Annotated in this window: 9 protein-coding genes and 4 pseudogenes; 9 read left to right on the forward strand and 4 right to left on the reverse strand. The window is 62.0% G+C overall.

From position 1 onward, the window contains the following. Positions 1-147: 147 nt before the first annotated feature. Positions 148-468, forward strand: a pseudogene (locus tag K2Y56_RS24525) (transposase); the annotation flags it as partial. A 248-nt stretch (positions 469-716) separates the two neighbouring features. On the opposite strand, the pseudogene K2Y56_RS24530 reads toward K2Y56_RS24525, so the two are convergent. Beyond that, a pseudogene (locus K2Y56_RS24530) lies at positions 717-1745 on the reverse strand (IS110 family transposase). A 31-nt stretch (positions 1746-1776) separates the two neighbouring features. Here K2Y56_RS24530 and K2Y56_RS24535 point away from each other — a divergent pair. The 7 genes and pseudogenes from K2Y56_RS24535 to K2Y56_RS24565 form a co-directional block, all read left to right on the forward strand. Then, a pseudogene (locus tag K2Y56_RS24535) lies at positions 1777-2313 on the forward strand (IS5 family transposase); the annotation flags it as partial. Positions 2314-2932: 619 nt separating this feature from the next. After that, positions 2933-3316 carry a copper-binding protein gene (locus K2Y56_RS24540; RefSeq protein WP_292514183.1) on the forward strand — a complete coding sequence of 128 codons (384 nt, stop codon included), beginning with the start codon at positions 2933-2935 and terminating at the stop codon, positions 3314-3316. Between the two features lie 26 nt (positions 3317-3342). Further along, positions 3343-3780, forward strand: a complete 438-nt coding sequence (locus tag K2Y56_RS24545) for a DUF411 domain-containing protein (RefSeq protein WP_292514186.1) — start codon at positions 3343-3345, stop codon at positions 3778-3780. Positions 3781-3828: 48 nt separating this feature from the next. Further along, the gene (locus tag K2Y56_RS24550) at positions 3829-4101 is read left to right on the forward strand and encodes a hypothetical protein (protein WP_292514189.1); all 273 of its coding nucleotides are present in this window, start codon (positions 3829-3831) and stop codon (positions 4099-4101) included. Between the two features lie 292 nt (positions 4102-4393). Then, the gene (locus tag K2Y56_RS24555; RefSeq protein ID WP_292514191.1) at positions 4394-4711 is read left to right on the forward strand and encodes a hypothetical protein; all 318 of its coding nucleotides are present in this window, start codon (positions 4394-4396) and stop codon (positions 4709-4711) included. A gap of 97 nt (positions 4712-4808) precedes the next feature. After that, positions 4809-7487, forward strand: coding sequence for an NAD-dependent epimerase/dehydratase family protein (locus K2Y56_RS24560; protein ID WP_292514193.1), 2679 nt, complete (start codon positions 4809-4811; stop codon positions 7485-7487). Positions 7488-7777: 290 nt separating this feature from the next. Beyond that, the gene (locus tag K2Y56_RS24565; protein ID WP_292514196.1) at positions 7778-8134 is read left to right on the forward strand and encodes a copper-binding protein; all 357 of its coding nucleotides are present in this window, start codon (positions 7778-7780) and stop codon (positions 8132-8134) included. A gap of 88 nt (positions 8135-8222) precedes the next feature. Here the strand turns inward: K2Y56_RS24565 and K2Y56_RS24570 are convergent, their stop codons facing one another. Both K2Y56_RS24570 and K2Y56_RS24575 read right to left on the reverse strand, forming a co-directional pair. Then, on the reverse strand, positions 8223-9032 hold the full coding sequence (locus tag K2Y56_RS24570) for an outer membrane beta-barrel protein (protein WP_292514199.1): 810 nt from the start codon (positions 9030-9032) through the stop codon (positions 8223-8225). A gap of 158 nt (positions 9033-9190) precedes the next feature. After that, complete coding sequence (locus K2Y56_RS24575; RefSeq protein WP_292514203.1) at positions 9191-11821, reverse strand: GNAT family N-acetyltransferase; 2631 nt, start codon at positions 11819-11821, stop codon at positions 9191-9193. 139 nt (positions 11822-11960) lie between these two features. Between K2Y56_RS24575 and K2Y56_RS24580 the strand changes: the two are divergent. Beyond that, a pseudogene (locus K2Y56_RS24580) lies at positions 11961-12318 on the forward strand (DDE-type integrase/transposase/recombinase); the annotation flags it as partial. 181 nt (positions 12319-12499) lie between these two features. Here the strand turns inward: K2Y56_RS24580 and K2Y56_RS24585 are convergent. Continuing rightward, positions 12500-12718, reverse strand: coding sequence for a hypothetical protein (locus tag K2Y56_RS24585; protein WP_292514206.1), 219 nt, complete (start codon positions 12716-12718; stop codon positions 12500-12502). Between the last annotated feature and the right edge of the window lie 116 nt (positions 12719-12834).

Raw genomic sequence — 12834 nt, forward strand, 5'->3', positions numbered from 1 at the left:
CAAGCCACCCAGTCCCAGCATCATCAAACGAGCAATGCGCATCGTCGCCGACGCCAAGGAGGTATCGCAACCAGACAGCTAGGGCCTGTCGTCGCCTGAACGGATTGGCTGGGCTAGCGTTTTCATCTCTCTGAGGCAGGAGGGATGATGCTGAGCGATGCGCAATGGTCTGAACTGGAGCCCCTGGTGGAGGCGTGCCGGCCCAAGGCCAAGACGCCACCGCAGGACCTGCAACGTACGATCTCGGCCATTCTCTGGCGGCATCAGAACGGGGCCAAGTGGCGGGCCATTCCCACCGATCTCGGGCCTTGGTGGCGAGCGGCCCAGATCTTCATCCGCTGGTCACACGCCGGGGTGTGGGAGCGGTTGCTCGGTCTCGTCCAGGAGCGGGGCGTGCAACTCGGTATGGTGTTTCTCGACGGCACGAACGTGCGGGCTCACCGATCAGCGGCGGGGGCCGCCAAACGTATGGCCCGCCCCGTCCGCAAGTGGCTTTGATCCGCTGGTCTGAGCAGTCTGCATAAACGTATCCGGCCTTCCGACACTGCCGTTGGCCAAGATGGAGATCCGCGCGTCCTGGGCCTCATAAAGGGGTCGGCGTCGAGCGCCATTTGGCAGCTAAGACTTCCAAGACACCGGTCGACTGTCAGGCCATCTTCCTTTCACCGCTCGCAGACATAGGAAGGCCAACGCACGCCGCGCCAGCCGAACTCAGATCAGGCAGCGACAGCTGCGGCCTGGTAGACGCGCCCGTGGCGCAGCAGCGCCCAGACGATGCGGGCCATCTTGGCTGCCAGCGCCACGACCGCCGTGTTCGCATGAGCCCGTGCGAGCAGCCCACGCAGCCATTGGCCAAGATGCGTATCGCTTTGCCGCAGCGTCGGCATCGCGGATCGCGCACCCTGGATAAGCGTCTTGCGCAGGTACTTGCTGCCCCGCTTAGTGATGCCCACGAGCTTCGGGCGGCCGCCCGTCGTGACCTGTCGGGGCACAAGGCCGAGCCAGGCGGCCAGATCGCGTCCGCGCGCGAAGGTGCTCACGTCGCCGATAGCTGCCACCAAGGCAGTCGCGTTGAGGGCGCCGATGCCGGGAATGGTGGTCAGTCGGCGCGCATTTTCGTCCGTGCGGGCCTGCTCGGCGAACTCGGTATCGAGCGCGGCGATGCGCCGGTCGAGGTACTGCCAACGCTCGTACACCTCTGCCACGAGGGTGCGCATGCGTGGGCTAAGATCCGCATCGTTCTCAGTCTCAAGCAGGCCTGCCAGGCATGCGGATAGCTTGGCACGTCCCTGCGGGATGACGTGACCGCGCTCCAGCAGGACCGAGCGGATCTGGTTCATCAATGCCGTGCGCTCGCCAACGAGCTGGTCGCGGACCCGGTGCAGGGTCTGCACATCGAGCTGCGCCTCCGACTTGAGCGCCACGAAGCGCATGGTCGGGCGCGTGGCGGCTTCCGCAATGGCTTCAGCATCGCGGTCATCGTTCATCTCGCGCCTTGACGTAGGGGCGCACGTACTCGGGCGACATCAGCCGGACGGTGTGGCCGTGCGCGGCCAGAGCGCGGCCCATGTGGTGCGCGCCGCAGCACGCCTCCATGGCGATCACGCAAGACGGCATCTTCGCGCCGAAGGCGAGAACCGCCTCGCGGCGCATGCGTCGGCGCAGCACGACGTGCCCGCCCGCATCCAATCCAACGAGGCTGCAGCTGTTCTTGCCCAATCAATCCCCTGTACCGCGACGCTCATCGCTCTGCTCCATCCCTCAAGTGAGCCACGCCGCAAAGCCTAGCAGCGTAGCGCGGTGAGGGGCGGGCCATCCATAAAGGGGGGAACTGCAGCCGAGCGAGATCATCGTGAAGCTCTTGGCCGCTCACGTGGCGGCTATGGCACCAAGGCGTGCGTGATTGCCGACGGGCAGGGCCGCGGCATCGCCTTCCGGCTGGCGCCAGGTCAGGCCCATGAACTGCCCCATGCAGTTCCCCTGCTCGACCAGTTGCCGGGTGTGCCCAAGTGGGTCGTGGGCGATCGCGGCTACACCAGCCACGCCTTCCGCGAACACATCTGGGACATGGGGGCACGCCCGGCGATCCCGCCCCAGCGCCACGAGGTGCCCGTCGCTTGCCCAAATTGGATCTACAACAACCGCAATCAAGTCGAGCGCCTGTGGGCCAGGCTCAAGGAGTGGCGCGCTATCGCCACACGCTACGAAAAGACTGCCGCCAGCTTCATGGGCGTCCTCTGCCTCGCCGCAGCCCTCAATTGGCTCACAGCCGAAAGCGAGTTCCTGCCGTGGGAGTCTGCTCCAGAATGCTGAACGCGTTTCAAATCGCGGGTCTCGTGACCCACGCGTTGGTCCTCCTGATCGGGATCGGGGCGATCCTCGGTCATGTTCCCCTCGCCCGAGGCCGTCGCGCTGGGTTCGGACTGGTGCTCATGGCTGCCGCGATGACCATCGTGGTCCTTGAACCGCGCCTTCAGTTAGGAATGATGGGGTCGGAGCTTATGTCATCGGCTTCCTGACCGGGCTTTGGCTTCTCTTGGGCCCTGCCTCATGGCGCCAGCCTCGGCGCTGATCCAAAGAGTCCCCACGCCTGAACGCATCGAGCCCCATCCGTGCCTTTGGGAGACTTTCCGCTCACGCGTCCTGATATCGTGTCACCGAAATCGGCTCATGCCGGATTGGATTAACCAGTCGCGTGCCGAACGCTGTCGCTTATTGCGGACAAGCCGAAGGTCGATCCGCCTCACGCCAGGTCTCCGAACAGGAGACTGCCCAGGAACAGAACGCAAAATGTAACCTTTCTCCTGTCCAACCCGAAATTTTGTAGGACAGTCGACTGCGCATTGGTGCGGTCTTCAGGAGAGGCCAAGATCCGACCGCCGCGGCCCGCTGGTGAGTCCGCTCGGCCGGACCAGGGAAAGAGGGAATACCGATGCTCAAATTCAGCCAGTCAAACCGGAAGGGCATGTTCGCCGCGGCCGCCGCGACGAACCTGCTTCTCATCGGGGCGGCGCATGCACAGGCCGGAAAACCCTCCGGCATGGACAATATGCTGGGCATGAGCGGGAATGCGAGCGGTGCGAAGAGCCAGACCGCCAGCGCGAAGGGCACGGTCGCGGCCGTGGATACCGGGCAGCATAAGGTCACCTTCGATCACGAGCCGATCCCAGCGATCGGTTGGCCCGCCATGCACATGGAGTTCGCAGCGGCCCCCTCGGTCGATCTCTCGAAGGTCAAGCCGGGGGAGAAGGTCCAATTCACGCTGAGCGGTGCGAAGGGTTCCTACACGGTTCAATCAATTACACCATCACCGTGATCAGGATCATGTCTGCAGAGCGAGAGATGATCGAGCGACGTACGGTTCTCGCAGGGTTCCTCGCGGCCGCGCTGCCGGGGTTGGCTGTCGCGCAAGGCGAGAGTCCAGCCATCCTCTACAAGAACCCTCAGTGCCAGTGCTGTGATGCCTACGCCAAGGTGCTCCAAGGCAGCGGTATTCCGGTCACGGTCCGACCGACCTCGACGCTGACTGCGCTCAAGCGCGAGCACGGTGTGCCAGAAGCGCTCCAAGGCTGCCACACCCTGCTCATCCAAGGATACGTCGTCGAGGGACATGTGCCGGTGGCCCAGGTCAAACGCCTCCTCGCCGAACGGCCGGCCATCAAGGGCATCTCTTTGCCCGGCATGCCCGCGGGCTCGCCCGGCATGGACGGCAAGAAGACGGAGCCGTTCACCGTCTACGAGATCGGCGACGGCGCTCCGAAGGTCTTCGCACACGAGTAGCGCGAGGGCAGGACTGAACTGACTTTTATTCCAGGTAAGGAGAAACCTATGTCCAAGACCTCGAAGTTCGCAACAGCTGCATTCCTTGGCGCTGGCCTGGTTGCCGGTATCGCCGCGGCCTCAGCCGAGCCTGCCACGACGCCACCGGCGTCCGCGGAGAAGGGTATGATGGACCGCGGCACGATGCAGGGCGGTGACATGATGCCGATGATGCAAGAGATGACGAAGATGATGGGGAACTGCAATAAGATGATGCAGACCATGATGGACCGGCAGAACCAGGGCGGATCGGGCCAGCAAGCTCCTGACAAGCGCGGCTGAGCTGCATCGGCTAGAGCGCGATAACCAGGCCAGTTAGACTGCGCGCCTCTAACCGCAATATGCCTGAGGAGACCTGCGGGCGCAGAGCGACATCGACCCTTGCGGCGCCCGCAGCCCACGACGTGTCACGCCGTGCCAAGCGACAGAGGTCGTCCAGATCCCGCTTGCCTGCTCAGGCTAGCTTGATTGCCACCGGTCGAAGTCTTTTTTCCTGAATACTAACAAAAGCCGTTTTGCTCCAGGAATTGACGACATTCGGTAACGGTTAAGATCAAGAGTCAAGGAGTTCAGCATGACTATTCCCAAAGTGAACGAAGCGACAGACGTGTCTGCTGGACGGAACGACAGTCCCCAGGCGGCACCTGCGACGCCTGCATCGCGTTTTCGCGCGAGCATGAGCTGCGGCATGGGCAAAAATTCGATGTCACTGATTATGGCGGTCTTCGTCGGTGTCGCACTCGGTGCGCTTTTGTTTGGTGGAGCTGGAGGTATCGCGGGTGCGACCCAACTCGGCAGCTGGACGTTTTTGCTGTTCCTTCTTCCATGCCTGCTGATGGTTGGCGCAATGATGATGATGGCCAACAAATCCGGCCCCAACGGAGGGCTGTAGGCATACGTGACCTAGCCAGAGGCCGGCGGGCTTTCCAGGGGTGTCCTGTCACACGAGAGAATTCTACCGCATGGATCAAGCTTCAACGGAAGCAGAGGTGGCGTTTAGCGAAATGAAGCCTGTGGTGCTGCTCACGGGCGCCACCGGTTTCATCGGAAGCGCCGTCATCGCGCAGCTGTCCGAGCGCTATACCCTCGTCGGCCTTGACCGGCCCGGCCCACCTGACCCGCCCGCTCCAGCGCAAGCCATCGACTTCGACCTCAGTTCCGACAAGGCGGTGAAGGCGGCGCTCGAGAAAGTACGCCGCCGCTTCGGCGATCACATCGCCTCGGTCATCCATCTTGCCGCTTATTTCGATGTCTCCGGCGAGCCGAACCCGCTCTACGAGAAGGTTACGGTCCAGGGCACACGCCGTCTGATCGACGCGCTTCAGACGTTCCAGGTGGAGCAGTTCGTGTTCGCCAGCACGATGCTCGTCTACAAGCCGACTGACAGACCCGACGAGATGATTAACGAGAACTCGCCCGTTGAGGCCTCCTGGGCCTATCCGGCATCGAAGGTACGAACCGAAGCCGTACTGCGCGAGCGACATGGCCAGATACCGATTGTGCTTCTGCGTATCGCCGGGGTTTACGACGACCTCGGCCATTCTCCCTTCATCGCGGAACAGGTTGCCCGGATTTTCGAGCGCCGGCTGACTGCTCACCTCTATCCCGGGATGCTGTGCGCCGGCCAGTCGTTCCTGCACGTCGAGGATCTGGCCGACGCCTTCGCTCGCCTCATCGACCACCGTCAGGAGCTTCCACCCGAGTTGCCTCTCCTTGTCGGCGAGCCGGAGGCGCTGGGTTATGCCGAAGTCCAAAACATCATTGGCGAGACGCTGAACGGGGAGGACTGGACGACGGTTCGGGTCCCTCAGACGCTCGCCATGGTGGGTGCATGGTTGCAGAACGAGGTGCTCGGCGAGGAGGACTTCGTCAAGCCGTGGATGGTCGAGCAATCGAACAGTCATTACGTTCTCGACGTGTCACGGGCCCGTAAGGTTCTCGGCTGGCAGCCGAAGCGCTCCTTGCGCAAAACGCTCCCGAAGATCGTCCAGGCGCTCGAGGGCGACCCCGTCGGCTGGTACGAGGCAAACAAGCTCAATCCGGCGCTCGTTGCCGGGTACGACCAACCGACGTCGGCGGGGGACGGAAAGGGCGAGGGCACCAGCCACGCGCCGATTGGGTCCAGATCGCATAGCGGTGCCGGCTGCGACCACGCCGTCATGGGCCACGGCAACAACGGACCAAGCGCTTCCGCTTTAGGCGTAGACGAGGTTCACGGGGGCCATGCCGGAACGCCGGGTGGCCGCCATGATCACATGGCGATGATGGAAAGGGATGCCCAGCGCACCCGCTGGGCTCACTTCGCCAATATCGGCTTGGGCCTTTGGCTTGCGGCCAGTCCCCTTGTGTATGACGCAGTCACGACTGAAAGTGTCGGCGACGCCGTTCGGGTGGTCACCCAGGATCGAGGGCTCCCTTCGGTCGAGTGGCGGGCCGGCGCGCTCATGGCCAGCGACGTCGTGAGCGGCCTGTTGATCGCCGCGTTCGGCGCCCTTTCGCTCTCGAAGCGGACGGCCTGGTTCGCCCAATGGGCCGTCACCTTCGTCGGAATATGGCTCCTGTTCGCGCCGCTTCTTTTCTGGAGCCCAAGCGCCGCGCAGTACCAGAACGACCTGATCGTGGGCGCCCTCGCGATCACGTTCTCCGTGCTCGTGCCGATGATGCCCGGCATGAGCATGGCCGGCATGATGGACCCGAAGGTCGTGCCGCCGGGCTGGAGTTATTGCCCCTCGACCGGTGCTCAGCGGCTCCCGATCGCCGCGCTCGGCCTCATCGGTCTCCTCATCTCGCGCATGCTCACGGCCTACCAGCTCGGGCATGTGGATTATGCCTGGGAACCGTTCTTCGCCGGCAACCCTCTCGACCCGAGGAACGGCACTGAGGAGATTATCACCTCGGCCGTCTCTAAGGCTTGGCCCATCCCTGACGCAGGGCTTGGAGCGATCAGCTACACCCTCGAGATCCTGATGGCCGTGATGGGGACGCGCGACCGCTGGCGCACCATGCCCTGGATGGTGACCTTCTTCGGCATCCTGGTCATCCCGCTCGGCGTCATCAGCGTCTATTTCATCATCATCCAGCCGATCATGATCGGGACCTGGAGCACGCCGGCGCTGATCGCGGCGCTCGCAATGCTGGTCATGATCCCTTTCGCGCTCGACGAGGTGATCGCGATGGGGCAGTTCGTGTACTGGGCGCACGGCCAGGGCAAACCGCTCATTCGCACCTTTTTCCAGGGCGACGCCATCGATCGCGGGGAAGAGGACACCACGGACGGGCTGGTGAGCCCGGCAGCCTTCTGGGCAGACACGACACGCGGTATCACCCTGCCCTGGACGCTTGCCGTTTCCATCGGGATCGGCATCCTGCTGATGCTGACGCGGCTCATCTGGGGCACCTCAGGCGCGATGGCTAACAGCGATCACATCGTCGGGGCGCTCACCCTCACGGTCGGGATCATCGCGACAGCAGAGGTTGTTCGTTTCTTGCGCTTTATCAACGCCGCCTTCGGCGCCTGGCTCGTCCTCGCCCCCTGGCTGCTCGGGGGTGCGTCGACGGTCGCGTCCTTGGCGAGCGTCGTGCTCGGAATCGCCCTCATTGGCCTCAGCCTGCCGCGTGGGAAACGCACTCGCGAGCACTATGCGAGCTGGGACCGATACGTGATCTGAACACTGCGTAATTGGACTTGCTTTGGTTTAGTGGAGACCGGTTTGGTTGTCGCTTCACTACTCGAACGGAAAAGGGCTGACAAAGTGGGCTTGATGGGGTCGTCTAAATCGTAGAAGTCGCCGACGCTGCCGACGGACGGCTCGACCCCGGCCTCGGCGAGCCGCTCGTTCGCTGGCGGCAACACGCTTTATGCCTCACAGTCATCGCATCCCGCTGGATTGCGCGGTGATGCCGAAGTCATTCCGGATTGGAATCTGGAATAATCAACCTTTCAGAAGAGAATGGTATCATGACAAGAAGCAAGATTGCCTTGATGTTCGTTGCGTTGCTTGCATTCGCGTCGCCCGCGCTGGCAAGCATGAGTGGCACGGATTGGCTCAACCGTGTCGAGCTCCTACGTGGAAAGGAGCCGGGCGCGGAAGCTCCCTGGATCAAAGCCAAGGTCGAGACGATCGATCCGCAAAGTGGCGAGGTCACCATCAAGCATGACGCGATCCCGAAGATCGATATGCCAGCAATGTCGATGACGTTCCCGATCGCGGATCGCGTCCATCTCACCAAAATGAAGGCTGGTGACACGATGGAGTTTCAGGCGGCCAACCAGGACGGCGTGGTCCGGATCGTCAACGTTCGTATGAACCACTGAAGAATTCCTGCCGCGTCATCTCACAATGGCGCGGCAATAGAGTTCTCACGATCGATGGTGGGATATCAACGACAATCCCCATCTGCGCTCAGTACTTGCGGACGAGGGGCTCGAACTCTGCGCCCCGAGCAGGCGCTCCCAACAGCCAACGCGCGCCGACCTTCACGTCGTGCGAGTCGATGCTTTTAAATGTGGCGGTGTCGCAGCCTGATAACGCGCATCGACCATCGTAGGTATAGATGCTGCCTGTCTTGGCATCGCCAAGGTTCAAGTACCGGTAGGCAAACTCAAGTTTGAGATTTGGGGTTACGTCGTAGGCCAAGCCGGCGTATAGAGCCCAGGCGAGGTTCAGCTTGGAATTCGATTTTGCGTAAGCCACGCCTTGCGTGACGGTGTTCGTGTCCTTGAAATTGTCGATAGTGTTGTAGGAAGTCCCTATACCCGCGCCAACAAAAGGCGTGATGCCGTAGAAAGTTCCAAGATCGGTGTATCCGTTGGCGAGAAAGACCAGCTCTCTCTTCGTCGCCGTGTATTCGTTGGTCCCGTAGCCGAGAGGGAGGCTCCCATCGCGGTAGCGGTCGAGGCCGAGGAAAGTCGCCTTACCGCGGTACTCGGCCGTAACGTCGCCTCGAACCCATCTATTGAACTGCTGACCGAAGCCGACGCCGACGAACGGCGCCGAGGCAAAATCGAGGTTGATCTTCTCGATCGTTCCGAGCGCGTTGAGGCTATCCGTGAGCCGGCCGACGCCCTGAGTGCTCAGGCCGATATCGCCGCGAAGGTAAAAGCCGGAACCGAACTCGTCGATCGTCGGGCGCAGCTCCGGTGCGGGCAGTGGCGTCATCAGGTCCGCGGCAGACGCGCCGCTCACCAATGCGGCTGAGAGCAAAACCAGCATGGTGGCGGGCCCAAGGTGGTGTCTCATAGGTTGCGGCTCTCACATCGTTGTCTTCTGAGAGTCTCGCCGGCATTCATTTAGGCCGCGTTAACGTTAAGACCTCAAGAGCCGCGATAGCTTCGACTTATTGACAGCCACTATCGTTTGGTGGCTCGCGATCACCGACAGGCCGGGGCTTTCGATCCCGGGAAGGCGGGCATTCGTGATTGCAGCCGAGTGAGGAAGCCGGCGAGCCATGGCCGCCGCTTCGCCGCGATCTTGGCGCGACGCTGGCTCTCGACAACCAGCGCGCCTAGCCGGCCACGAGGCGTCAATGCTCGCGTCAGGACGACGCTTGGCTCCAGCCGAGCGCCGAACCGAGCTTTGTAGCCGGCCTCGCCCAGCCCAAAATCGAATTCCGCGAAACCGCGCTGGCGCGTGACGGCCATCACCTCCTGGATGAGCCGGATGCCAGGGCTGTAGGCTGCGACTGGCGACGCCGCATCGTAGGACACGAACATCAGAGAGACGCGAGATCGCCCCAGGATGATGCCGGCCACCGCCGCAACGGTATCGCCGACGGTGAGACAGTAGAGCTCGAAGCCAGACGTCGGCTCGATCGCCAGAGCGTTGAAGAAGTCAAGTACCCCGGGCACCTGGAAGGGATCCTCGATCCCGCGCGTCTTGAACCAGTCTGCCTTCTGAGCGGCGAAGACCATGAGTGCGCGGGTGGCCTCGACAGGAGATGCCGCGCGCTGGACGGCAACGGCGCCGTGCTGCAGCATCTGGCGATCCCGCCACCGCTCCTTACGCCGCCGTGCCGGGATGTCGAAAGCGCGCCCTGGCTCCGTTGAGGAGAGCAGCGATCCGCTGGCCGAGTGAGGCCGTGCCGAAGAGCCGACCAGTGGGTTGTCGACGCCCTCCCAAGCGGGAGGCATCGCCTCCAGCACTAAGAGGTCGAGGTCCGGTCGAAGGCGCGAGATCTCCGAGAAGAGCCGTTCGACCTGACCTGCGTCCAGCGCGAGGCCTGACCGGAGCAGGGGCGTATTGAAGTTGGCGTGCCTGCCTCCGGCAAAGGAGGCGACGGTCAGACCGAACCTTGACCGAACGACCAGCGGGAGCAATAGCGTAGTCCTCGCCTGCTTGTCGGTGGCGGTGACGATCAGAGGGGCCTCGCCCCGCGCCGTGCCCGCCGTTTGGATCCAGGCCTTGAACCAGGCGAGACGCTGATGCGGAGACGCCGTCCCGGCCTTTTCCAGCTCCCGCCACTGCGACGTCACCCCCTCAAGTCCGTGATGGACCTCGACGCGCACGAACGGGTTTGGAGGCTGCCCCGAAAGCGAGCCAAGCAGGCTACACTGATCGGCGTTGGTCACGGCTGTCGTTCTGTAAGAATGCTTTAGAGAATTTAGCTCTCGCCAGAACAGAATCATCAAAACGGTCGGGTAAGCCATGCTGCCGCTGAATATTGCGATCAGCAACGACCAGACTGATGCATCAGGGTCGATTACTGAGACGATATATCCCATCGCAAGCGCTGCAACGGCAATACGTAGGCCGGCACTGGTCGGTAGTCTGAGCGCGAGCTTGACAGTGCCTAAAGCTATGCTGAGCATCAGACCAAGGGCGTTGGCGGCGAGGCACCCTGCACAAGCACCTGGCAGTCCACCGATGCGGAACCCGTAATAGGCAAAGACGAGGGTTGCGAGGGCTTCGGCTACATTGACAACCAGCAGGGGGCGCGGCTGGGCCAGGAGCATGAAGATCTGGTCTGCGAAATGGGCTCGCATGTTGCGGATTGTTGCAGCTGCGAGCGCGAGCGGCAGCACCACCAGCGTCATTTCCTGGTACTGTGCCCCAATCGTCAGCGCGACGAGGGGCTTTGTGAGGATCACTGCTCCGACAAGGGTCGGAGCTAGCGCACCCCACAGGATGGCCCCGTTCAGTGCAAGCTGATCAAGGGCCCGTTCTGGAACGCCCGCATTCATGTGCTTCACTGCAAGTGGGTAGGCTGCAGTGGTGACCGTCAACGCGACGACGGAGACGAGACTCTGGCCCAATCCCCACCCGACGGCGAGTAGACCAACCGCCTTCGCTCCGGCGACCCAATCGATGAGTGGGCGCAGGCCATTGATGCCCACCCAACCGATTACACCGCTGACAAGGAGTGGTAGTCCGTAAGAAGCCGCGGACCGCAATATCGCGGGGTCGATCTGTGCCAAGCCCGCCGACCGTCCCATTCCGAGCTGAACCCAAAGAATGCTCAGAGAAACGATCTGCGCCAATGCCAGTCCGCCTAGGACCATAGTTGCGGTGGCTTCGATCAGGTGCACGCCAAAATAGCTAAGGCCAAGGCCAAGGACAGCCGAGCCGACTTTCGCGATCGTGTAGGGAAATATCTGTCCGGCAGCTCGGGCCCGGTCTCCGAGATGTGTCAGCATCGACCGTGTGACAATGAAAATGATCGCTGCAGCCATGAAGCCGACCGTAAATGCCGCGTTCATCAATACGACAGTTAAAATAGCCGCTGCAGTCTGCAGTAATGCAGAACATACAAAAACGAATAGCTCAGTCGAGTGAAGGCGGGACTGCTCCTCTATAGTATTAAAATTGCCCATATACCGCAGAGTGTAGTGCGTCCACCAAAAGATGGTACCAAGAAATATGAGATCTTGCGCTGCAACGATGAGCGCCACAACACCATAGTCGACCGGCGGCAACCAGTGCGTCCAAGCGGCGACCGTGCCGAACAGAATGAGAGGCCCAAGGAGCTGAGCCGGCAGGTAGAGAATTGTGTGGCGTATCAGCACGGCGGGGCACTTTCGTACAAGTGGTGTAGGTTCAGAAGCGCCCTCAGAACGGATGCTCGTACCGCTGCGGGTGTATGAGGAGATGCGTCACACGAGCTTTGTTACTTCTCCGTGACATTCTGGAATGAACAGTCGGCCTGCCCCGAACATGAAGGGGGTCTATCGCGTGATGATGATGCACGGCCTCCTGCTCCAGCGTCATGCAGGGCGGGGCTCAGGAACGCCGCCACGAGGGCCAGGTCGCGGTGGCAACCCGCAACACGCGCTGGTGCTCGGACGGGCTGGAGATCGCCGCTGCGAACGGCGAACGTGTGCGCGTCGCCTTCGCGCTCGACTGCTGCGACCGTGAGGCGATGAGTTTTGTGGCGACCACGGCCGGTATCACCGGCGAGGACGTGCGCGACCTCATGGTGGCGACCGTCGAGCATCGCTTCGGGCCGGTGAACAAGGTGCCAAACCAGATCGAGTGGCTGACCGACAACGGCGGCTGCTATATCGACTAGCCGGTCGTCCTTCGCCCTGCGGTTGATTGAGGCACCCCGGAAGCGGACGGTTTCCGCGATTTCATGGAGGATGCTCCGAGAGATTGAGGTGGCATGCCACCCCCTGGAGCGTTCATTCGATTGCCGTGGTGGCTCGCGCCTCGCAGATGTGGGTAGTGGGCCAATGGAACGCGGTTCAGTCAAGAGCGAGCGTCTCTAGAGTCGCCCCGTCCTCGCCGCGGATGACCAGCTGCCAGCCGACCCCTGGCATATCCGCATGATGGCCACCGCGCAGCTCGTTCAACGCGGCCCGGGCTTCCTTTTTCGCCTCATCGGGGCCGCTCGCATCAACGCCCTTGGCATCGCGAATGAGTTCTTGACCATTCCTTAAATCGAAGTAAAATCTCTGAGCCATGTTCGATTTCCTAAGACTGTTTGTTGAAAGCTTAAATTTAAACTACCTAGTAAGGACAAATTTTCAGGGGCAATATAGGACTAATAATTTCCAGTAGAGCCGTTTTTATTGCGTGT

Origin of the sequence: Methylobacterium sp., from assembly GCF_019745455.1 — a bacterium.
GTDB lineage: Bacteria > Pseudomonadota > Alphaproteobacteria > Rhizobiales > Beijerinckiaceae > Methylobacterium.